General features: G+C 37.4%; 19 protein-coding genes. 14 read left to right on the top strand and 5 right to left on the bottom strand.

Going from position 1 to position 22,652, the window contains the following annotated elements:
* Window positions 1–4: 4 nt before the first annotated feature.
* The 14 genes from fimD (ACINWC743_RS20435) to ACINWC743_RS20370 all read left to right on the top strand — a co-directional run bounded on the left by fimD (ACINWC743_RS20435) (window position 5) and on the right by ACINWC743_RS20370 (window position 16,202).
* Entirely contained in the window at window positions 5–2,611 is a 2,607-nt protein-coding gene (gene fimD, locus ACINWC743_RS20435; RefSeq protein WP_035301509.1) for an outer membrane usher protein FimD, read from the top strand.
* Window positions 2,612–2,624: 13 nt separating this feature from the next.
* The gene (locus ACINWC743_RS20430) at window positions 2,625–3,635 is read left to right on the top strand and encodes a fimbrial protein (RefSeq protein WP_035301508.1); all 1,011 of its coding nucleotides are present in this window, start codon (window positions 2,625–2,627) and stop codon (window positions 3,633–3,635) included.
* Window positions 3,636–3,644: 9 nt separating this feature from the next.
* Window positions 3,645–4,820 (top strand): fimbrial protein, encoded by a 1,176-nt coding sequence (locus ACINWC743_RS20425; RefSeq protein WP_151776249.1) that lies wholly within the window; start codon window positions 3,645–3,647, stop codon window positions 4,818–4,820.
* A gap of 9 nt (window positions 4,821–4,829) precedes the next feature.
* Entirely contained in the window at window positions 4,830–5,372 is a 543-nt protein-coding gene (locus ACINWC743_RS20420) for a fimbrial protein (protein ID WP_009586771.1), read from the top strand.
* Between the two features lie 277 nt (window positions 5,373–5,649).
* A complete protein-coding gene (locus ACINWC743_RS20415) occupies window positions 5,650–6,672 on the top strand; it encodes a helix-turn-helix domain-containing protein (protein WP_009586808.1) in 1,023 nt (340 codons plus the stop codon).
* Window positions 6,673–7,186: 514 nt separating this feature from the next.
* Window positions 7,187–7,420: a hypothetical protein gene (locus ACINWC743_RS20410; protein ID WP_009586810.1), complete on the top strand. Its 234-nt coding sequence runs from the start codon at window positions 7,187–7,189 to the stop codon at window positions 7,418–7,420.
* A gap of 518 nt (window positions 7,421–7,938) precedes the next feature.
* A complete protein-coding gene (gene fimA / locus ACINWC743_RS20405) occupies window positions 7,939–8,490 on the top strand; it encodes a type 1 fimbrial major subunit FimA (RefSeq protein ID WP_009586722.1) in 552 nt (183 codons plus the stop codon).
* A 71-nt stretch (window positions 8,491–8,561) separates the two neighbouring features.
* Window positions 8,562–9,038, top strand: coding sequence for a hypothetical protein (locus tag ACINWC743_RS20400; RefSeq protein ID WP_035301520.1), 477 nt, complete (start codon window positions 8,562–8,564; stop codon window positions 9,036–9,038).
* 19 nt (window positions 9,039–9,057) lie between these two features.
* The gene (locus ACINWC743_RS20395; RefSeq protein ID WP_009586743.1) at window positions 9,058–9,762 is read left to right on the top strand and encodes a fimbria/pilus periplasmic chaperone; all 705 of its coding nucleotides are present in this window, start codon (window positions 9,058–9,060) and stop codon (window positions 9,760–9,762) included.
* A gap of 5 nt (window positions 9,763–9,767) precedes the next feature.
* A complete protein-coding gene (fimD, locus tag ACINWC743_RS20390) occupies window positions 9,768–12,383 on the top strand; it encodes an outer membrane usher protein FimD (RefSeq protein WP_035301507.1) in 2,616 nt (871 codons plus the stop codon).
* An 11-nt stretch (window positions 12,384–12,394) separates the two neighbouring features.
* On the top strand, window positions 12,395–13,405 hold the full coding sequence (locus ACINWC743_RS20385; RefSeq protein WP_009586693.1) for a fimbrial adhesin FimH: 1,011 nt from the start codon (window positions 12,395–12,397) through the stop codon (window positions 13,403–13,405).
* Between the two features lie 6 nt (window positions 13,406–13,411).
* The gene (locus tag ACINWC743_RS20380; RefSeq protein ID WP_009586797.1) at window positions 13,412–13,948 is read left to right on the top strand and encodes a fimbrial protein; all 537 of its coding nucleotides are present in this window, start codon (window positions 13,412–13,414) and stop codon (window positions 13,946–13,948) included.
* Window positions 13,949–14,218: 270 nt separating this feature from the next.
* Window positions 14,219–15,277, top strand: a complete 1,059-nt coding sequence (locus tag ACINWC743_RS20375; protein ID WP_009586707.1) for a helix-turn-helix domain-containing protein — start codon at window positions 14,219–14,221, stop codon at window positions 15,275–15,277.
* 718 nt (window positions 15,278–15,995) lie between these two features.
* A complete protein-coding gene (locus ACINWC743_RS20370) occupies window positions 15,996–16,202 on the top strand; it encodes a hypothetical protein (protein ID WP_009586753.1) in 207 nt (68 codons plus the stop codon).
* An 83-nt stretch (window positions 16,203–16,285) separates the two neighbouring features.
* Here ACINWC743_RS20370 and cntB read toward each other — a convergent pair whose 3' ends face one another.
* The 5 genes from cntB to ACINWC743_RS20345 all read right to left on the bottom strand — a co-directional run bounded on the left by cntB (window position 16,286) and on the right by ACINWC743_RS20345 (window position 22,649).
* Window positions 16,286–17,242: a carnitine monooxygenase, reductase subunit CntB gene (gene cntB, locus ACINWC743_RS20365; RefSeq protein WP_009586792.1), complete on the bottom strand. Its 957-nt coding sequence runs from the start codon at window positions 17,240–17,242 to the stop codon at window positions 16,286–16,288.
* A 105-nt stretch (window positions 17,243–17,347) separates the two neighbouring features.
* Complete coding sequence (locus ACINWC743_RS20360; protein ID WP_009586749.1) at window positions 17,348–18,799, bottom strand: NAD-dependent succinate-semialdehyde dehydrogenase; 1,452 nt, start codon at window positions 18,797–18,799, stop codon at window positions 17,348–17,350.
* Between the two features lie 63 nt (window positions 18,800–18,862).
* The gene (gene cntA, locus ACINWC743_RS20355; protein ID WP_009586752.1) at window positions 18,863–19,978 is read right to left on the bottom strand and encodes a carnitine monooxygenase subunit alpha; all 1,116 of its coding nucleotides are present in this window, start codon (window positions 19,976–19,978) and stop codon (window positions 18,863–18,865) included.
* A 65-nt stretch (window positions 19,979–20,043) separates the two neighbouring features.
* Entirely contained in the window at window positions 20,044–20,997 is a 954-nt protein-coding gene (locus ACINWC743_RS20350; RefSeq protein WP_009586725.1) for an alpha/beta hydrolase, read from the bottom strand.
* Entirely contained in the window at window positions 20,994–22,649 is a 1,656-nt protein-coding gene (locus ACINWC743_RS20345) for a BCCT family transporter (RefSeq protein ID WP_139420340.1), read from the bottom strand. Before ACINWC743_RS20345 ends, ACINWC743_RS20350 begins: the two co-directional genes overlap by 4 nt.
* Between the last annotated feature and the right edge of the window lie 3 nt (window positions 22,650–22,652).

Genomic DNA, 22,652 nt, shown 5'->3' with positions numbered 1-22,652 from the left:
GCATATGAATACTCTACATTTAACATCATCCAATACGTTACGTATAAGGAAAATTATTAAGCGATACCCGATGGGTATGGCGATAACGATGCTTATATCCGCAGTGATGGTGAGAGAGAGTCATGCTGAACAAGTGTTTAACCCTGAATTCCTGTCAGATGGGTTGCCTGACACACAAATCTCCGACTTAAGCAGATTTGATAAGTCCACCCATCAGTTACCTGGTGTGTATCGTGTCGATGTATATGTCAATGATCAATATGCATTTACACGTGATATTAATTTTATTGAGAGTGCTGACGCTCAGGATTCTACAGGCTTATTGCCTTGTTTAGACATCAAAACCTTAAAGGGTTTTGGTGTCAATATTGCCCAATATGAAGGCTTTGCAGATACCACTCAACAATGTGTAGATTTCACCTCGATTATTGAAGGTGCAACAACCCAATTCCACTTTGACAAACAAAAACTCAATATTAGTCTGCCACAAATATCGCTCATGAATCAGGTCAGAGGTTATATCTCACCAGATCAATGGGATGAAGGCATCAATGGTTTATTTCTCAATTATAATATCTCAGGTTATAACAACTCTAAAACAGATTCCAATAGCGCATTTTTACGTTTGGACAATGGGCTCAATATTGGCGCATGGCAATTTAGGCACTCTGGAAGTTGGAGTTACAACTCTCACCAAGGCAAATCTTCAAACCAATGGAATGACTTAAACACTTATGCGCAAACCATCGTAGCCCCAATCAAAAGTCAACTCATCATCGGTGATAGTACAACTTCAGGTGAGATTTTTGACGGCTTTGGCTACAGAGGTGTTCATTTGTCTACATCTGATGCCATGTATCCAGATAGCCAACAAGGCTATGCGCCTTCGATCCGTGGTGTTGCGAAAACCAATGCCAAAGTGGTCATTAAGCAAAATGGTTATGTGGTTCATCAAATCAACGTTGCGCCTGGTCCTTTTAAAATTGAAGACATCAATACAGCGTCTTTAAATGGTGACTTGGTCGTGACCATTGAAGAAAATGATGGCTCTCTACAAACCTTTAAAGTGCCGTTCTCAACACTACCTATTTTACAACGTGAAGATCGTACCAAATACAGTATTGCGCTTGGTGAGTATCGAAGTGGATTAAGAAACCAAGACAATCCTTTTATCGCACAAGCAACAGCGATCCATGGATTGAACAGTGGCATGACGGTTTATTCTGGTACTCAGCTTTCCCAAAAATATAAAAGTTTTTTATTGGGTTTAGGTGCAAATCTTGGACACTACGGTGCTTTCTCGTTTGATATTACCCATGCCAACAGTGAGTTAGCAGATAAAAGTTCATCTAGTGGTCAATCATTACGTTTTTTATATTCAAAATCACTACTAAGCTCGGGTACCACTTTTCAGCTTTTAGGCTATCGCTATTCGACCAAAGGTTTCTACACCTTAAATGATGTCACCAATAAAAACATGAGTGGCTACAATACAGGTAAAGATCAAACTGATCTTCCCAATATTGAAGACTACTATAATTTAAATAATGCCAAAAAAGGTCGCTTCCAACTCAATATTTCACACTCATTTGGAGACTACGGTTCTCTATTTATTTCAGGAAACCAACAAACTTACTGGAACACCGATAAAAAAGATGAGTGGTTACAAGCAGGTTACTCTAACTCTTGGAAAACCGTAAACTATTCATTTTCGGTCAGTCGCAATAAATACTCTGCGCGTGACATTACTGACACCATGTATACCATGAACCTTTCTTTTCCTTTAGACAAGGTGTTAGCAAAGGCAAAATTTACTGACAATCCAATCCAGAATAGTTATGCATCGTTTTCAAGTACACAAAACTCGAATGGTGATGAAACCTATATGGCAGGTGTCAGTGGTACTTTGCTGAAAGATCGAAATTTAAGTTATAGCTTTAACCAAGGCAAAGTCAGCCAACAAGGTGACATTGGCTCTTTAAATGTGACCTATAACGGCAGCTACGGTAATGTTGGCGCGGGTTATAGCTATGAAAAAGATTCCAATCAGTTTACCTATAGTGCATCAGGTGGCGTGCTTGCTCATCGTGACGGGATTACCTTTGGTCAACCTTTAGGTTCAAGCTCTATCTTAGTCAAAGCATCTGGGGCAAAAGGCGTCAATATTGAAAATCAAATTGGCGTTAAAACTGACTGGCGTGGTTATGCGATTGTGCCTTATGCCAATGAATATCGCTCTAACCGTGTCGCACTGAACTCAGACAGCTTTAGTAATAATCTGGAAATTCGTAACAACGTTGAACATGTCGTTCCAATTAAAGGCGCCATTGTTCGAGCAACCTTTGATACCAGTATCGGTGTTCGAGCACTGGTGACCTTATCACATGATGGCAAACCTGTACCTTATGCCAGCAGTGTGATCGAAACAGAAAGTTCTACCCGAAGTATGGTTGCTGATGACGGTCGTGTCTACTTAACTGGCTTACCACTTAAAGGCACCTTAGAAGCTTATTGGGGCGGAAACTCCAGTGAAAAATGCAGCACAGCTTATGACATTTCTCAAATGGATTTGACTAAACCTGTTGTTCAATTTGAACTTGAATGTCAATAAGGGGCTGAACAAAATGAAACTTAAATACTTACTACTCTCGCTTCTTATGGTCAGTTCCACCCAATCTTATGCACGACAATGTTGGAATGCCAAAGGTTACAATATAGTCGATAAAGTTAATTATGACTTATCGAGAACCTTTTCTCAGGGTAATAATGCTATAGGGCAAATACATGAGATCACTATAAATCCTAACACGGACATCAAAGCCCAATGCACATCTGCTTCGTATCCTGGGGGGCAAAGTATAACTGTTCGTGCATATATAGCCGAGCAAGGAATTGTTCAAAGAGAAGGTGATTACCAGTATATGCAAATTAATGAATATTTGCTGGCAGCAATGCGAATAAATGATAGTGCGATAGGTGAATTTTATCCTCCTGCGCGCAAATCTATGGGCAGAGATCCCAATGTTGATGACGGTAATCCCTTTCTGGTAAGAGACTCAAATTTAACATTACGCCTTAAAGTAATTAAACCCTTTGTAGGCAATGTATCAATTCCATCAAAAACGATGTTTACTGTTTATGTCACCACATCACATAACGATCCACTCTACTATCCAGTATATACTATTAGCTACAGTGGACGAATTATTGCACCACAGTCTTGTACCATCGATTCAGGCAAGGTTTTAGAAATTAAATTTGGCGATATTCTTGCCTCTGAATTTGCACAAGCAGGTGCAGGCAATAAACCCAATTCTGTCGACCCACAAACTAGAAGTGTCTCAGTTCAATGTTCAAACATGAATGCTGCAGCAACACTCACCTTCCGTATCGAATCAGAAAAGTCTCAAGGCGAGATGTTGGTCTCAAACAATAATGATATCGGTTTTAAAATTTCAAATCTTAATGATAAACTATTGATTCCAAATAATTTATTAAGCACTTCTGAGTTTCAATTGAATCAAAACCAAAATGCGACCATATCTTTTAAAGCATGGCCAGTCAGTGTAACAGGGAAAAAACCTGCACTTGGTCCTTTTAATTCCAGAGCATTTATTCGAATTGATTTCCCATAGGATTGAAATATGAAAAATCACACGACATACGTGTTCAGTCCAATCAAACCTCGATATTTAACGTATCAAGGGTATTTATATACGCCAGCATTCAGTCCAAAGTTAAATGCTCTAACCCTTTATGCTGCTGAAATATGCTCTCAGATTATTCGCAATTTTTTAAGCCACAAGCTCTACACGATGAAATTCAAATATTTATTACTCTTACTCCTGTTCATTAGTTCAACTCAATCCTTTGCACGACAATGCTGGAATGCAAAAGGAATAAATGTTGTTGATTCAGTTAATTACAATTTATCGGATACATTTACTTCGAGTAATAATGCAGTAGGAAAAATACAAGTTTTGAACATGAATTTTTCTCAAAAACTTGAAGCCCGATGCGATCCATCAAGTTCATCGTATAATTATACTAATCGTGCTTATGTAACCAATGAGCCAATCGTTGAAAAAATTGGTGACTATCAATATATACGAATCAATGAATACTTGTTGGGTGCAATGCAAATTAATGATAGTGCTATTGGTACATTTCATCCTCCAGCTCGAATAAATATGGGTATGCATCCTAACGTAAGTACGGGAGGGTCTTTTCCTGTAAATGACTCAAACTTACGCTTTCTCCTGAAAGTGGTTAAACCCTTTGTAGGCAGTGTATCCATTCCATCAAAAACCATGTTTACCGTTTATGTGACCACTAACCCTACTGATCCACTCTCTTACCCCGTATATACCATCAGTTATACTGGACGAATTATTGCACCACAGTCTTGTAGCATTGATTCTGGAACAGTTTTAGATATTAAATTTGGTGACATTCTTGCCTCTGAATTTAACCAAGCAGGCGCAGGCAATAAACCCGCTTCTATCGATCCACAAACCAGAAGTGTCTCCGTACAGTGTTCCAACATGAATGCTGCGGCAACACTGACTTTCCGTATTGAATCTGAAAAATCTCAAGGGGACATGTTGGTCTCTAACAATGATGATGTCGGCTTTAAAATTTCAGACCTCAATGGCAAAACTTTGATTCCAAACAATTTATCCAGTTTTTCTGAATTTCTGTTGAATCAAAACCAAAACGCGACCATATCTTTCAAAGCTTGGCCAGTCAGTATTACAGGAAATAAACCAGCACTTGGACCTTTTAATTCCAGAGCATATATACGGATTGACTTTCCCTAGGAGAATAAGATGCAAAATCTAAGTAAATATATCATATCTGTAATGAGCGTCTTTTATTTAAGTTACTCCTTAACAGCAAATGCAAATAATATAAAATTAGATGCAATTAATCTTAACCTTTCAGGTACTGTTACAGAAAAGACCTGTGGCGTGTTAAGTACTGCACAAGATAAAAAAATAGAACTCGGAACCATCAGACTGGGCAAAGGAATGTATAAAGATGATCGTTCCCCACGCGTTCAGATTCCTTTTGATGTCAGCAGCTGCCCCGCAAATGGTCTTGTCACTATCACCTTTACAGGAACCAATGATACTGTCGATACTCAGTTACTTGCCATAGATAATGTGCCGAAAAAAGCCAAAAATGTTGCCATTGAAATTAGCGACAAAGATAAGAACAGGGTTGTATTGGGGACAAAAAGTAAGCCAATCACAGCCGATGCCAATGGAAATGCATCATTGATGTTTTATGCCAATTATATTGTGACTAAGGACACAGCTGAGCCTGGTGTCGGCAATGCAAAAATGCAATTTTCTATTCAATATGAATGAGAAAACATCATGCTTAAATTTTACCAACAGGTATATAATTACCACCCTTCAATTTTAGGAGCATGTATATGATTTAGAGCAAAAGAATATGCAGTTTTAAGTCTTAACTATATTTCAATTTTTGGTAAATCAGGTTGATTTTATCAATAGTACGGCTTGTCAATTTTTTAGGCAACCAAATCAGTTTACCTAAATTTGATGGGTGAAGTTCCCTTACAAATTTTTCAGCATATTAAGCCCAATTTACGATCAAGTCAATTGGAAACTTGGAGAAATTATGAAGTCTTTTTTAAAAATTAAAAGCGTTCGTAATAGTTTAACACTTTTATTAGATGATTTTTGTAAAAAACATGGCTTAGATTCACCTAAAAGCTTTAAAAGCACATTTAATGACCATATTCCTTTTGGAGAATGGCTCAATAAAATCAAAGAGATCAGTGAACAGTACCCCAAAGAAGGCTTAGGCTTAGAGATTGGTGCTTTGGTTCAGGCTAACCATATTGGCATTGTGGCATATATTGCCCAGTCATGTGACACCTTCGCTGACTATATCGAAATACTTTCGAAGTATGAACGCTTATGGTTTAATTACATCCCTAAAAAAATTGATTTTGATGAAGATTTTTTTTCAATCTCTTGGGAAAAACCAGCATATGTAAAAGCGGGTTTATATATTAAAGAAACGTCAATTGTTGAAGAGATGCAAGTCTCTATTATCTATCATCACTTACAACAATTGATGGATTCTGCTGAAAATGCTTTTCACCGTCTTGATTTGGCAATTCCAGAGCCAGAGAATATTGAAAAATATACCCAACTTTTTAACTGCCCTGTTTACTTTAATACAGAACAAACCAAAATCGTTTTTTCAAATACGCTATTAAAGGCTAAACTCAAATGCTATGACCCGACATTATTTGAAATTTTGTCAGATCATGCCAATATTTTACTTAAAAAAATGCCGAAACAAGATTCACTTGTTGAATTGGTAAATTTAAGTGTGATCCAAGCACTTGAGCATAATAATGTTCAAATTCATTTTGTTGCTCGCTCATTAAATCTTACTCCGAGGATGTTACAACGAGATTTAAGAGACAGAGGTTCATCTTTCAAATTAATCCTTGCCAATGCACGGAAAAATTTGGCAAAAAAGCACTTAAAAAACGAGAAGTTAGCGATCACTGAAATTGCATTTTTATTAGCATATAAAGATCAAACCTCATTCAATCGTGCTTTTCGTGGATGGACAGGATTTTCTCCTTCTGAGTGGAGAAAGCAATATCTTGATAAACGTATGTAGCCTATAGAAATTTAAAAGGAAAATATGTTAGTTACTGCGAAATGCTTGTCGTGGTTGATACTCATTTTTCGATTGAAGCAAACTTAAACACATATTTTACTCAAAATTAGATTTCACTTTAATCTCCAAGACTCCTTCAAAGGATAATCTTTTCAATAAACACTGTAATGAATAGATCTCTAAGCTAAGCCAAAAGCAAAACTCTTGCTCAATCGCTTATGTTGGTGAAAATTCAAATAATAATCATCTATGATTTACGTGTATGTACTTTATATCATTATGTTTAATACATGGTTTCTAAAAGCATTAAACTACGCTACTGTAAAAATTTGCCAAGTATTTATTCAGAAACTGAATAACAAATTCGGGGATTAAGGCATATATCTTAAAATGCCGCATAAACTCAGTAAGTGTAATAATTTTTATGCTTTAAATGCCAAGCAATCGTGCATAAGAGGGAAAGTTTTAGACTGATTTCTGAAATATATTAAATAAAAATCTTGAGGATATTAAAGTGCTAAATGTATCAGCAGAAAAACGTAAACTTAAACGAACGTATTTAAGAAAAGGCGATCCAAGTTTGGTGTTAATTTCAAGTTTTATTACCCATGTGAAATATTTAGGTTGGAGTGATGAGCATATTAAAAAGCTATTGGCTGAAGCAAGAAGCCAAAATTATAGCTATTTGTATGCAACCTTAAAAAAGGCGATTGAGTCAAACCAACACCCCATATACAAAAAAATTTAAAACAAACAGGAATTCTAATCAGCGTCGATTTCGCGAATTCAGGATGTTTTTAGCTTTTTTGACTTTAGTTTCCTTTTCATACAATAATATTTTGATTACTTTTAAACCAATATGAATATAAAATAATAATAATATTATTAATTTTCAAACATTAACACTGTTTTAAAAATTACGCATTTATAATAAAAAATGTGACAATCATCAAATAAAAAATTGATTTTAATATAAATTTTACCAATATATTTTTAATAAATATATTCAAATTCAACATAATTTATTGATTTTAAATAAAAATATTTAATTACATTAAAGTAATTATTTTCGTCAAATACAAATAATCATCCAGAAACTACAAAGATATTTCACATAATTCAAACTACCATGAACTTACATTTATTTAACTGTGTCACTTTTTTTTAAAACAGTGAGACTAAATGTAGTTTATTGAAGTCAGTGAAACGAACTCAATAGATTAAAAAAATTGAAAATCAACCTTTCTAAAATAAATAGGTTTTACTATGAAATTGAGTCTATTAAAAATTGCAACTTTATCAGCATTGACTATTTCTGCTTCTGCGTTTGCTGCCGATCCTGTAACTGTAAACGGCGGTACAGTTCACTTTACGGGTGAACTGGTAAATGCTGCATGTGCTGTGAGTACAGAATCTTCAAACCAAACTGTAGATTTAGGTCAATATCGTATTGCTCGTTTAGAAGTTTCTGGTGATAAAACCACGCCAGTACCATTTCAAATCAAACTTGTAGACTGTGATCCAACAGTACAAGCAACGGCAGCTGTCGCATTCTATGGTCAAGCTGAATCTACAAATCCAAATTTACTTTCAGTATCTGCGGGTGGCTCTAACTCAACAGCAGCATCATTTGTTGGTATTGAACTTTCAGATGATACTTCAAAAATCTTAGGAATAAATGGTTCAAGCTTCTCTACACCTAAAACACTTATTGCAGGTGATAACACACTTCAATTTAGCGCACGTTATGTAGCAACAGGTAAATCTACACCTGGTCAAGCCAATGCTGATGCAACATTTGTTGTGAAATATGAATAATTCTTTGCTCAAAAAATTAATTATTTTCCAAAAGTAATTATGACGTAGTAAACACAATGGGCTTATTCATCATGAAAAAATATATAACGTTGTTCGCTGGAATATTGGTCTGCTCTCATATTCATGCTGATAGTTATGTATTTGGTGGGCGAGCTCATTTTCGTGGAGTTTTAGTTCATGAAAGTTGCGCTGTTTCTGTAGAAAAAGCCAGAGTGACAACTGAAACTCCGTACTTACCTGTTCAAATTCATTTTTCGTTATGCCCTATGAGCATCTACGATAATCTTGCGATCGGTTTATCTGAAGCCAATAAGCATACACATGAGATTTTCTTTACCACGCCTCAAGCAAAAAATGATTTTGATAAAGAAATTAATATTCAGGGCGATGAATATATCAGCTTAGGGCAGCGACTTATCCAATCTGTGGCGTTACCTAAAGATGATAAAAACATTAGGGAAAAGAGTGTAAATGTTTTTCTTAATCAATCAATTGAAGAACCTTTCACACCCTCACAGCATGTTTTAATTTCTGTTTTTTATCCATAAATAAATTCTAAGGGTTTATATGAACTTCAACTTATTAAAAAAGGGTATTTTGAATATAACCTTAGCCTGCTTGTCTTCCACAGGTTTTGCCAACACTGACGGTTTAGGCGGAATATCTCTAGGTTCTACTCGTGTCATTTACCCAATCGATGCAAAACAAGTTTCACTTCCTATTATTAATAGCAATAACAAAGAACGCTTTTTAATTAATGCATGGGTTGAAGATCATCGTGATAACAAAACTAAGGATTTCTTAATTACTCCACCTTTGTTTGTTGCTGAAGCAAAGACTGAAAATACACTGAGAATCATCAATGTAGCGACATCTGAATTCGCTCAAGATCGCGAGTCTGTGTTTTGGATCAATGTCAAAGCAATTCCCTCGATTGATAAGTCCACATTAGCAGATAAAAATATTTTACAACTTGCTGTGTTATCTCGAATTAAGCTTTTTGTTCGCCCGACAAATTTAAAAACAAAACCAGAAGCCAGTTTGGAAACACTCAAGTTTTCAAAGACGGCTGAAAATATAATGGTCAATAATCCGTCTCCCTACCATGTCTCTTTTGTCAACCTTTATCTAGATGGTGTGAAACAGCCAAATGTTATGGCATCACCCTTCACCGAAACAAAAATTTCAAATGCATCAGGACGCAACTTAAGTTATCAAACAGTCAATGATTATGGTGGCTTGACACCTAAAGTTGATTTAGAGCTGAAGTAATCGTTATGAATAGTTTATTTTCAATACCATACAACACTGTATGTATGAGGAAAAATATTCCGCTTTCACCCTTTGGGATTGCAATGACTTTACTCATTTCAATCTTCACTATACGGGTCAGTCATGCTGAGCAAGTATTTAACCCTGCTTTCTTGGCAGACAACTTATCCAATACTCAAATTTCTGATTTAACCAGATTTGAAAAATCTACACATCAATTACCAGGTCTTTATCGGGTCGACGTATATGTCAATGATCAATATATGTTTACTCGTGATATTAACTTTATTGAAAAGCCAGACACTCAGGACACTACAGGTTTATTTCCTTGTTTAGTCACGAAAACTTTACAAGGTTTTGGCGTAAATATTGGTCAATATGAACAATTGTCTACACATAAACAGTGTGCTGATTTTAGTACGATCATTGACGGTGCAAACAGCCAATTTCAGTTTGATAAACAAAAATTAATGATTAGCTTGCCTCAAGCGGCATTACTTAACCAAATTCGTGGTTATATTCCTCCAGATCAATGGGATGAAGGGATCAATAGCCTATTCACGAATTATAGTCTTTCTGGTTATGACAACTCAAAAACGGATACAAACAGTTTATTTTTACGATTAGACAGCGGTATAAATCTTGGGTCATGGCAATTGAGGCACTCTAGTAGCTGGAACTATAATCGTTATGCAGATAAAACATATAATCAGTGGAATAATTTAAACACCTATCTACAAAAAACAATTATTCCATTAAAAAGCCAATTAATTATTGGAGATGGTTCAACCAATGGTGAGATTTTTGACAGCTTTGGTTATCGAGGTGTGCATTTATCAACCTCGAGTGCGATGTATCCAGACAGTCAACAAGGCTATGCACCCACGATACGCGGTGTGGCTAAAACCAATGCTAAGGTTGTCATTAAACAAAATGGTTATGTAATCCATCAAATTAATGTAGCACCCGGACCCTTTCATATCCAAGATTTGAATCCCACTTCCATGAGTGGGGATCTTTTGGTGACTATTGAAGAAAATGATGGTTCAGTACAAAGCTTTGTCGTGCCCTATTCTACGCTCCCAGTCCTGCAACGTGAGGGTCGAACCAAATATAGTGTTGTTTTTGGAGAATATCGCAGTGGTAGAGATTCTCAGGATAATCCTTCAGTTGTACAAGCCACGGCAATCCACGGGCTGAAGAATGGGATCTCTGTATATGCTGGAACCCAGTTTTCTCAAAAATATAAAAGTGCGCTGGTTGGCTTAGGGGCAAACCTTGGAAATTACGGTGCATTATCTTTTGATCTCACGCATGCCAACAGTGAGTTAGCCGATCAGTCTACGCATAGTGGTCAATCATTGCGCTTTTTATATTCAAAATCGCTTTTAAGTTCAGGTACAACTTTTCAACTTCTTGGTTATCGCTATTCAACTAAGGGCTTTTATACCCTGAATGACGTTAGCTATAACAATATGAGTGGTTATGAACTTTCTGAAACTCATGATGGCAATCAATCCAATACACCGATCATTACTGACTACTACAACTTATATAACGCAAAAAAAGGGCGTCTAGAAGTCAATATCTCTCATTCACTCGGAAAATATGGATCGTTATTTGTCTCAGGAAATCAACAAACCTATTGGGATACCGACAAGAAAAACGAATGGGCTCAAGCTGGCTATGCAAACTCATGGAAAGGATTGAATTATTCATTTTCAATCAGTCGCAACAAATATTCAGAAATCAATCAAACTGACACCATGTATGCCATGAATATTTCCTTCCCTCTGGACAAATTATGGCCTAAAGCAAACTTCCAAAATAGCCCTCTGAATAATGCCTATAGTACTTTTTCAACCACTCAAAACTCGAATGGTCATGAATCTTACTTGACGGGTTTAAGTGGAACTTTACTCAAAGACCGAAATTTAAGTTATAGCATCAACCAAGGTCATGTCAGTAACCAAGGCAGTATCGGTTCAGTCAGTTTAAATTATGAGGGTCGTTACGGCAGCATTGGTGCTGGTTATAGCTATGATCAAAACTCAAATCAATTTACCTATAACGCTTCAGGTGGTGTACTTGCCCATCGTGATGGTATTACTTTTGGTCAACCCTTGGGTGCTACCTCAATTTTGGTCAAAGCGCCGGGCGCCAAAGGGGTCAACATTGAAAATTATATTGGTGTGAAAACAGATTGGCGTGGCTATGCGATTGTTCCTTATGCCACTGAATATCGTGCCAATCGTGTTGCACTCAACTCAAATAGCTTCAGCAATAATCTTGAAATCAGTAATAACGTCGAAAATGTAGTACCCATTCAAGGTGCTATTGTCCGAGCAAACTTTAATACCAGCATCGGGATCCGAGCCCTCATTAGCTTAACCCACAACGGTAATTTTTTGCCTTACGCAAGTAATGTATCTGAAATAGAAAGTTCAGCCCGAAGTATGGTCGCAGATGATGGTCGAGTCTATTTAACTGGGCTGCCACTCAAAGGCACGTTAGAAGCAAATTGGAATGAAACTGATGGAGGAAAATGTTTGGCTAATTACGATATTTCAGAAATGGACTTAACCAAACCCGTCATTCAATTTGACCTTGAATGTAAATAAGGAGAGTGTATATGAAAGTTAAGCTTTTAATCTCTTCCATATTATTACTTGGTTCTACCCAGTGTTTTGCAATTTCATGCTGGAATAGTAAAGGGCAAGGCGTTGTGGATGAAGTTTTCTATGATCTTTCCAATAGTTTCAGTAGTTCCAATAATGCTGTTGGACAAATTGTAGAAATCAGAAAAAACTTCTCGGCACAAGTATATGCAGTATGTGAACCCCACAGTTCAGGCATCAGCGGTAATAGAACCAAACGTAGCTATGTTACTGATTTGCCAGTTGTTGAAACAATAGGTCGTTATCAATATTTGCCCATTAATGACTATTTGCTGGGCGCAATGAAAATTACCGACAGTTATGCAGGTGATTTTTATCCGCCTGCTAATTATGTACAGATGGGCTATGACGCCAATGTCAGTGCAGGCAGACCTTTTGGCGTCAGGGATTCGAACTTTACCTTTAGGCTTAAAGTGATCAAACCCTTTATTGACTTTGTCCCTATTCCCAAAAAGACCATGTTTACCGTGTATGTCTCTATAGGCTCAGGCGACCCATTAATTTTCCCTGTTTACACAGTGAGTTATAGTGGTTCTGTCAATGTGCCTCAAAGCTGTAAAATTGGAACAAATGATATTGTAGAAATTCCTTTTGGCGATATTCCGGCATATGCATTTAGTAATGCAGGTCCTGGAAATAAACCAAGCAATGTCAATGTACAAACGCGAACATTAGGAATCCAATGTACCAATATCAATGCGCAAGCTATGCTGACACTGCGAATTGAAGCAGAAAGAGCAAACGGAAATATGATTATTTCTGATAATCCAGATATTGGATTTCAGATGTCAGATCAAAACAATAACATTTTGATTCCCAATAATATAAACAGTGTCATTCCTTTCAATCTGCAGCAACAACCCGCCAATGTGACCATTAAAGCTTGGCCAATCAGTATAACGGGCAACACACCTAAAGTTGGTCCCTTTAAATCGAGGGGCTATCTCCGAGTTGATTTTGAGTAAAGAAAAATGAAACAGATAACAACGATGATCGTGATTTTTTGTTGCAGCATTTATCAACATGCGAATGCTCAAGATTCTAATGTTGAGTTAGGACGTGTAAACATTGAACTCTATGGAAATGTCACCACTGTAACTTGCGGTGTTTTAAGCTCTGAGCAAGATAAATATATTCGTCTCGGAACAATTGCAACCAAAGATTTACCATCCGTTGGCAGTCAATCCAAAGCAACTCCGATTCCTTTTGAAATGAGTAATTGCCCTGCTAACGGTACAGTGACGATTACTTTTGAGGGGGTACGTGATAGCGACAATGCAGAGCTTCTCGCCATCGATGATTTGGTCAATAAAGCTGAGAATATTGCGATAGAAATTAGGGATCAAGACAAGAAACGCTTAGCTTTGGGCAAAAAAAGTGAAGATTTCGTGGTGGACAGTAATGGTCGTGTTTCTGCGCTATTTTATGCCAATTATATCGTGACCAAAGCGCAAGCAAAGGCAGGGCTAGCCAATGCAAATGCTCAATTTTCTATAGAGTATCAATGAGAAAACATCATGATTAATGAATGGAATTAATATTATAGTAAATAAGTGATAATTTTGAATAAATTAAGTTAAAACAAAAGCTTGGAATTTATTCTAAATTTAAAACTTAACGCACAACACGCTAAACGGACTGATTTTGTTCAGAAAACGATGTGTCATTTTATTGATATGAAACCGTTTTGCTCGCAAAAAAAATGAAAGATGAAATATACCTCTATTGATCCTAAATCAAATTAACAGTCGTGTCAAAGTAAAATACTTGGAGGAGTGATGAAATCATTTTTAAAAACCAAAAGTGTCACAACAAGTTTGACGGTCTTATTAGATGAATTTTGCAAAAAAAATCATCTAATATTCCCCAAAAAAACTCAAAGCAGCTTAAATGGTCACATTACTTTTGGTGAGTGGTTAAAAAAAATTAAAGTCATTGATAAACAGTATCCTTATGATGGTTTAGGGCTAGATATTGCTGCCCTATTTCAGCCTAATCATATCGGTGTGGTTGCTTATATTGCACAATCTTGCAATACATTATCGGATTACATCAAAATTTTACCCAAATACGAAAAACTTTGGTTCAATTATCTTCCCAAAAAAATTCGTGTTGAACCAAATACTTTCTCAATATCATGGGACCAACCCGCCTACTTACAAGCAGGCATCTATATCCAAGAAAGCAAGATCATTGAAGAAATGCATGTGGCGATCATTTACCAACAGTTCAAACAGCTTTTGGGGGGTGAAGAAAATATTTTTCTTGGTTTAGAGCTAGCGATACCCGAGCCAAAAGATTTGGAAAAATATATGCGATATTTTAATTGCCCGATCCAATTTAATACTGAACAAACTAAAATTATTTTGCCCAGTTCACTCTTACATATCCCGTTTAAAAGTCATGACCCGAATCTTTTGACAATTCTGACCAACCATGCCAATGCATTACTCAAAAAAATGCCGAAACAAGATTCATTAAGAGAACTTGTCAATCTAAGTATTCTACGGGCTTTAGAAAGTAATGATGTTAAAATTCAAACCATTGCCAGGTCTTTAAACACCTCACCTAGATTATTGCAAATTGATTTAAAAAAGAATGGATTATCCTTTAGGAATATCTTAAACAGTATCCGTCAAAGTTTGGCAAAGAAATATTTGAGAAATTGCAGTTTACTGATTGTCGACATCGCATTTTTACTTGGCTACAAGGACCAAACCTCTTTTAATCGTGCTTTTAAAGCATGGACTGGTATATCACCTTCAGAATGGAGAAAAAGACATATGGACAAAAATATCAACACTATCAATCCTAAACTCTGTTCTTATATGGAATGATCAAAATATATGATTTAGACCTAGTTTAATTTAATCTTGAAAGCGCTTTCACTAGATCAAATATCAACTTCGCAACGCCTAAATATCTTGAATCATCATCAATACAAAAAGTGTATGAGGCAATTTTTCATACAAGACGATGAGACTAACTATGTTTGTTTAAAAACATAATTTTCCGCTAAGTATTATATTTTCTTAATAATACTAGGAAGCATTATGCTTATTGTTTGGATCTATCTTTGTCCTTATTGTCAAACTACCTGATGATTCATACAAGTGATTTGATTTCAATTATTTCTATTCGGTGAACTTTATACTTTTATACAAATTCTAAGCTGACTTGATGATTCATTTATTTTTCACTTTTGAATCATTGCTGATTTTTCTATTGTGAGGCGACATTCATGTCGCCATGTTGCGTAAGTATAGGATATGCCCCTCGCTCAGCAAAAGTTTTTTATCAGCTTTTCATCTCTGAAAATTTGTGTGTTCTTTAATCAATTGACTATATTCCATAAAATCAACCTCATATTTCTCTTTTAGCAATATTTTTAAGATATTAAATAAGTTGTTGATAGATACTCAGCTCTATTTCATAAATGCAAAATCTTTCAATAAAAAAACTGGTTTTGCTAAAAATGACAAGAAATTATGCACGATATGGAAAGTCTACCCCTTTTTTTTTAAATAAAATTAATAAAAAAGGAGGTATTAAGTTTTGCTAAAAAAAGTAACCAAACAAAAACTGAAACGTACCTATCTGCGAAAAGGTGATCATAGTCTAGTCTTGATCGCAAGCTTTCTGACGCATGTTAAATATTTAGGTTGGAGTGATGAGCAAATTAAGGAAACATTACAAGATGCAAGAAGTAAAGATTATGAATATTTATATGAAACATTAAAAAGAGCTGTAGAAGTACCATAAGAACTAAGCTACAGCGCTTAGATTTTCATACTATTATTAAAATAAATAGCTACATTAAATTAAAAGTAAAATCATCATTCAACTTATAAATCCAGTACTAATCTCCGACCTTTGGCACGAGAAACGCAGATCATCATCGACTGTTGAGAAGACTTTTCATCATCGCTCAAATACTGATCAAAATGTTCTGCTTCACCCTCAATAATTGTAGTTTCACAAGTCCCACAAACCCCTTCACGGCAGAGACATTCCACATCAATATTTAATGCTTCAATGGCTTGTAGAATCGTTTGATTGCCTTGTACTTCAACTTCCTGATTAGATTTCGCCAGTACCACCGTAAAAGCTTCACCCTCTTCAGGCACAGTTGAAGCAAATTGTTCCCAATGAATATATTCATCACGATAACGATGAAAATTACAACGATCAATCACAGCATCAATCATCGGCTTAGGTCCACATACATATATATGTGTTGCTTTAGGTTGTGATGCGATCAGTTGATCGAGGTCAAGGCTTGTGCCTTCTGAGTCGACATAGCTAAAAATATGTGCTGAATGTTTTTGTTTGAGCTCTTCTAATAATGCCGCATGTTCTGGTGAACGAAAAGCATAATGCAACTCGTAGTCTGCGCCACGCGCCGCCAACTCCTCCATTTGAGGTACAAACGGCGTAATACCGATCCCACCAGCAATTAAAATATGCTTGCTACCATTTTCAGCCAGAGGAAATAGATTTTTAGGCTCAGAAATGACGATTTCACACCCTTCTAGACACTGATCATGCATATACACTGATCCGCCTTTGCCTTCGACATCCTTACGCACACAGACCTGATAAGTCGAGAGATCTTCAGCACAACTCATCAGTGAATAAGCATTGGAAAGCTGATCATTCATTTTCACAATGATATGGCTACCGCCATTGAATTGAGGGAAATTTTGTCCATCCTGACGTTTAAATGTAAATCGTTTGATCAATGGGGTGAGTTGTTCTACTCGAGTAACCACTGATGGAAACATTTCATAATGACTTGCCATGTCTAAATCCTCTTTACCACATGCTGCTTCATACAAGCATTTCTTAATTTTAAGCGCAGATTTCAGGCTGGTTAATCTTCACTGATCGACCAACCTGTGTTGTTGCTATAAGCCTAAACACATATATTTAATGGTCATGAATTCTTCTAAACCATATTTTGAACCTTCGCGCCCCACACCCGATTGTTTAACACCACCAAACGGAACGACTTCATTGGAAATTGCGGTGGAGTTCATTCCCACCATGCCATATTCGAGTTGTTCAGCTACGCGCCAAATTCTCGAAATATTTTCACTGTAGACATAAGCCGCTAAACCAAAAATCGTATCATTGGCTTGTGCAACGACATCTGCTTCTTCACTGAAGCGAATCAGTGGTGCAACAGGTCCAAAGATTTCCTCTTGTACGATTTCCATCTGCTGATTCACACCAGTTAAAACCGTGGGTTCAAAGAATGTTTGCCCCAATGCATGCGGTTTACCGCCACAAGCCACTTGCGCCCCTTTTTCACAGGCATCATCAATCAATTGCTGGGCTTTTACGACCGCTTTTTCATTGATTAAAGGACCAATCTGTACGTTTGCTTCAAGACCATTGCCAATTTTGAATTTTTGCACTTCTTGCACAAACTTTTCAGTAAATGCCTGATAAATCTTGTCATGCACATAAATACGATTGGCACAAACACACGTTTGTCCAGCATTACGGAATTTAGCAAAAATCGCACCTTGAACAGCTTTATCGAGGTCAGCATCATCAAAAATGATTAACGGTGCATTTCCACCCAATTCTAATGCCAGTTTTTTAATGGTGCTTGAACATTGCTGCATCAATAAACGACCGACAGGCGTAGACCCTGTAAATGTTAATTTTTTAACTTTTTCATGACTGGTAAATACCGCACCTATTTCTTGTGATTTACCGGTTACAACATTGATTACACCAGCAGGAATACCTGCCATTTCAGCTAACTTCGCCAAGGCTAAAGCACTGTATGGTGTTTCATTGGCGGGTTTAATCACAATGCTACAGCCTGCCGCTAAAGCAGGAGCTGCTTTACGGGTAATCATCGCAATTGGAAAGTTCCAAGGTGTAATTGCAGCAACAACACCGACAGGCTCTTTACTGATGATAAAACGTTGTTGATTGTTGGTGGTTGGAATTACATCACCATAAACACGTTTTCCCTCTTCAGCAAACCATTGGATAAATGAAGCCGCATATTTCACTTCACCCAATGCTTCAGCCAAAGGTTTACCCTGTTCAACCGTCATGATATATGCCAGCTCATCTGCATTCGCCAACACCAACTGATGCCAAGCAAGCAATAAATCTGCACGTTGCTGTGCAGTTAACGCTTTCCATGAAGCCAATGCTTGATAAGCAACTTCAATGGCTTCCGTTGCTTCAGCTGTTCCCATATTCGGAATCACACCAATTTCTTCACCTGTTGCTGGATTGGTTACAGGTACAGTGTCATGAGATTGAGCATCGATCCATTGACCATTGACCAATCCACGTTGTTGAAATAACTGACGACCTTGCAAACTTGTCATGTCATGATCCTATAAAGTGACAAGAAGGTACGGCTAGATTTGCCGCACCTCTAAATTGATGAATTACTGATGGTATTGCGCAACCAGATTTTGGAAATATGCAATACCATGTTCGCTGATACCTGAACGTTGTCTATCAGTCATAATACGACCTTGACCACGATATCCCCGTGATTTCAACCCACGTTGCACACTTTCAACCAGATTTAAATCTTCAGGACGGAATACATTACGATACCATTCAATCAAATCTTTCTGATCTTGAGTGAGTGCTTCATTGGTAAAGTAAATGTCATAATGTTGTAAGGTCGTTTCAGCATCAACAGGAAATTCATAAATCACTGTCATAAAATTGCTGCCTGGTGGAACATTAAACATGGTGCATGGCCAAGTCCAAAAACCACTGAAGGTTGGGTCTTGAACAGATGGATCTAATTTGAATGATTTTTCTGAAGAACGTGCATAGCCGTATTGTAAAGTCCAGTTTTGATGTGTGGTGTGCCAATATTTATCGACTTGCACTGAATCTGCAAAACCAGGATGTGCAGGACCACAGTGATAACATTCCATATAGTTATCAACGATCACTTTCCAGTTTGCTGGTGTTTCAGTGACAAAACGTGCTGCAAGTTTTAAATCTTTGATGACTGCACAGCTTTCATTGAGCTTTTGGGCAAATTCAGGTAACTGATCTTCTACACAAGTTGCATTTTCATCCATATTGATAAAAATAAAACCTGCATACTCTTCCACCTTTAACGGCACCATACTTGAGTTTTGTTTATCAAATGACTCAACATGGTCACAGTTACGTGCTAAAGCCAAGCTACCATCTAACTTAAATGTCCATGCATGGTATGGACAGGTAATCACGTTTTTTGCTTTACCACTGCCACTGAGCAACTCATGACCACGATGTGGGCATACATTATAGAAAGCGCGTAAAATATTATCTTTACCACGAATCACAATGATGTTTTCACCAATCACTTTGCGGGTAATATAATCATTGGCTTGTGCAACTTCACTGCCATGTGCCACACAAATCCAGCTTTTTGCAAAAATTTCTTCTTTCTCACGTTCAAAAACTTGAGAAGATGTATAGAACACTTTTGGGAAGGTCCATGCTACATCTGGGTTTGAGCAGAAATCTTCGGGTAATTTATCAACTGCATTCATGGTTTTACTCCATTAAACTCTTTTGTCCTAACGACCGTTTCATTAAAAATTGGCTGATGCCCAAATCAATTGAGCATTTGCTTTATTGAACTCAGCATCTGCTGATATAAATCCTGTACGACTGGGCAATCACGAACTAAGCGTAGACTGCCATGTAGCAATCCCTTTCCAAGATAAAATTCCGTTTCGATATTGGCTTGTTTTAAGCTGTCAGCAAAAATACGTCCGTCATCACTTAAAGGGTCATACTCTGCTACAGCAATAAAACTCGCTGGCATACCAGAAAAATCCTGTGCGAACAACGGCGATAAACGTAAGTCTTGCCAATCATTTTCATTGGGTGCATAAGCTGTTAAGTAATAACGCATGTCTGCTACGCTCAGTAACGGTGCTTGTCCATGCAACTGGCAAGATTCGCTATCAAACTGGGTGCTTAGACTTGGATAAATCAGTACAAGACCACATGCTTGATTTGCCGTATGTTGTAACTGAACTGCCAGTGATGCTGCTAAATTACCACCTGCACTATCTCCTGCTAATACGATTTGATCTGGATTAATACTCCATTCAATCGCATGTTGTTTAAGCCAGAGGTAAACCGTTTCACAATCTTCATAAGCTGCTGGAAAGTGATGTTCAGGCGCTAATCGGTAGTCGATACTCAGTACCACAACATTGAGATCACGACACAGATAACGGGTGATAAATTCATGTGAATCTAAATTTCCCACCATCCAACCACCGCCATGAATATAAACAACGCATGACCACCCTTTTTCTGGTGCTTCACCTAATGGTGAATACAATCGAACATTCACTGGATGCGTGATATGCGGTACGACTCTATCTTCAATATTGACTGTGTCATCTCTTGGCAAAGTGTAATGTAAACACATTGCATCATAGGCAGCACGTATTGAATCAATATCCTGATCCGCAGGTGAATAAATACTGCTCCAGTACACTAAGCTTTGCATTTCTTCACTTAATTCATAGTTCATGTTCGATTGTGCTGTCATGACAATTCCTTTTGACTTGCCTTATCTGCAATCGGTTCAATGGCAACATCAATATGCATATGCTTATTGGCTTCTGCATGATCCAATGATTGCAATTCATTAAAGCTACTTTGCTCAATCAGATGTGATGGAATCTTTGAATAATCCTCAATCAACCATTTCACCAAGCCATAAGTCTGTATCAGAATAATCACGATAAAAGGCAAGGCGGTCACAATCGTTGCCGTTTTCATGGTGTCTAAAGGTGCTTTAGAAAAAATCATCGCAATCGGTACCAAGGTCAGCATCAAGCACCAGAATAATCGAGCATTTGGTGATGGATCTTGTCCTTCACTTAAGCCACGTGTACAGGTTGCTGAGACGGCATAACCAACCGCATCCATATGCGCTGCAAGGAAAATCACCATAATGCCGAGGAAAATCCACATCATCAGCTTGCCTGCTGGTAAAAGCCCCAACAGTTGACTGATCGCAACTTCACCGCCTTGCTGACTCAAGACTTGGGGAACATTCACCATGCCATGAATAAAGTTATATACACTGTAGTTTTCAAATACACCGAAGATGAACCATAAACCAACGCTACCACCAATCACCATGGCAAGAATCACTTCTTTAATGGTACGTCCTTTAGAAACACGAGTAACGAAGAGCGCCACACCCGGTGCATACGAAATCCACCACAACCAATAGAAAACGGTCCATTCACGGGTGAACTTTCCATCGCCCATCGGGTCTGTAAATAAACTCATATCAACAAAGTTGGTTGCCATAAGACCAAAACTCATCAATGAATTATTCATAATGAATTGGGTCGGCCCAAAGCACAGGACATAGATTGCGAACAGTACCACACCCAGACAGACCATATGGCTGAGACGCTGCATCCCTTTGTCCATACCGACATAAGAACTCAGGGCAAATAAAATCGATACCGCAAAAATGATGACGACCTTGGTCATAAAGGTATTTGGAATACCAGTAAGCTGCGACAAAATATTGGTAAAGGTCACTGCGGTCAGTACCAATGAAATAGTTAAGGCACCAAACATACACAGCAAGAACATTAAATCAACCAAACGTCCAACGGGTCCTGTTGACTTAAACCCTGTAACCGCCTCTATCATCGAAGCCAAGCTCAAGCCTTTATTCTTTCTCACATGATAGCTATAGCACAGTGAAATAGACGCAAGTGCATAGATCGACCATGCGCTTAAACCAGAGTGAAAGAATGAATATGCCACACTGTATTTGAGTGCTTCGGCAGATTCGGGTGCTAAATTTAAGCCCGGGGTTTGGTAATAATATGCCCAGTCCAAAAAGCCCCAATACAATGTCGAAGAACCAATGCCCGATAAAATGAACATAAAAATCCACGACATGGTGCTGTATTCAGGTTTTCCCTCTCCCAACTTGATTTTGCCGTATTTACTAAATGCCAAACCAAAGGTAAAAATAATTGATAAAAAGGCAAATAAAAGCACGGGCGTGGTAAACACCGAAGTCGTCCAATGCATCCATTTAGAAGCCAATTCTATTGATTCAGATGAGTAGATCGCTAAACCAGCCACCGAAATAAACACAACGGCAAGACTGGTTATAGCTAAGGTCTTATCTGTATAGAGTTTTGTATTTTGATTATCCATATCTATTCA

The organism is Acinetobacter sp. WC-743, from assembly GCF_000335555.1.
In the GTDB taxonomy this organism is placed as follows: Bacteria; Pseudomonadota; Gammaproteobacteria; order Pseudomonadales; family Moraxellaceae; genus Acinetobacter; species Acinetobacter bereziniae.
Note: the sequence above shows the minus strand (reverse complement) of the source record. Positions and strands in the feature narration are given on the sequence as shown.

Bases quoted from the DNA above. Each gene is read 5' to 3' on its own strand.
- fimD (WP_035301509.1), top strand. From the start codon at position 5: ATGAATACTCTACATTTAACATCATCCAATACGTTACGTATAAGGAAA.
- ACINWC743_RS20430 (WP_035301508.1), top strand. From the start codon at position 2,625: ATGAAACTTAAATACTTACTACTCTCGCTTCTTATGGTCAGTTCCACC.
- ACINWC743_RS20425 (WP_151776249.1), top strand. From the start codon at position 3,645: ATGAAAAATCACACGACATACGTGTTCAGTCCAATCAAACCTCGATAT.
- ACINWC743_RS20420 (WP_009586771.1), top strand. From the start codon at position 4,830: ATGCAAAATCTAAGTAAATATATCATATCTGTAATGAGCGTCTTTTAT.
- ACINWC743_RS20415 (WP_009586808.1), top strand. From the start codon at position 5,650: ATGAAGTCTTTTTTAAAAATTAAAAGCGTTCGTAATAGTTTAACACTT.
- fimA (WP_009586722.1), top strand. From the start codon at position 7,939: ATGAAATTGAGTCTATTAAAAATTGCAACTTTATCAGCATTGACTATT.
- ACINWC743_RS20400 (WP_035301520.1), top strand. From the start codon at position 8,562: ATGAAAAAATATATAACGTTGTTCGCTGGAATATTGGTCTGCTCTCAT.
- ACINWC743_RS20395 (WP_009586743.1), top strand. From the start codon at position 9,058: ATGAACTTCAACTTATTAAAAAAGGGTATTTTGAATATAACCTTAGCC.
- fimD (WP_035301507.1), top strand. From the start codon at position 9,768: ATGAATAGTTTATTTTCAATACCATACAACACTGTATGTATGAGGAAA.
- ACINWC743_RS20385 (WP_009586693.1), top strand. From the start codon at position 12,395: ATGAAAGTTAAGCTTTTAATCTCTTCCATATTATTACTTGGTTCTACC.
- ACINWC743_RS20380 (WP_009586797.1), top strand. From the start codon at position 13,412: ATGAAACAGATAACAACGATGATCGTGATTTTTTGTTGCAGCATTTAT.
- ACINWC743_RS20375 (WP_009586707.1), top strand. From the start codon at position 14,219: ATGAAATCATTTTTAAAAACCAAAAGTGTCACAACAAGTTTGACGGTC.
- cntB (WP_009586792.1), bottom strand. From the start codon at position 17,242: ATGGCAAGTCATTATGAAATGTTTCCATCAGTGGTTACTCGAGTAGAA.
- ACINWC743_RS20360 (WP_009586749.1), bottom strand. From the start codon at position 18,799: ATGACAAGTTTGCAAGGTCGTCAGTTATTTCAACAACGTGGATTGGTC.
- cntA (WP_009586752.1), bottom strand. From the start codon at position 19,978: ATGAATGCAGTTGATAAATTACCCGAAGATTTCTGCTCAAACCCAGAT.
- ACINWC743_RS20350 (WP_009586725.1), bottom strand. From the start codon at position 20,997: ATGACAGCACAATCGAACATGAACTATGAATTAAGTGAAGAAATGCAA.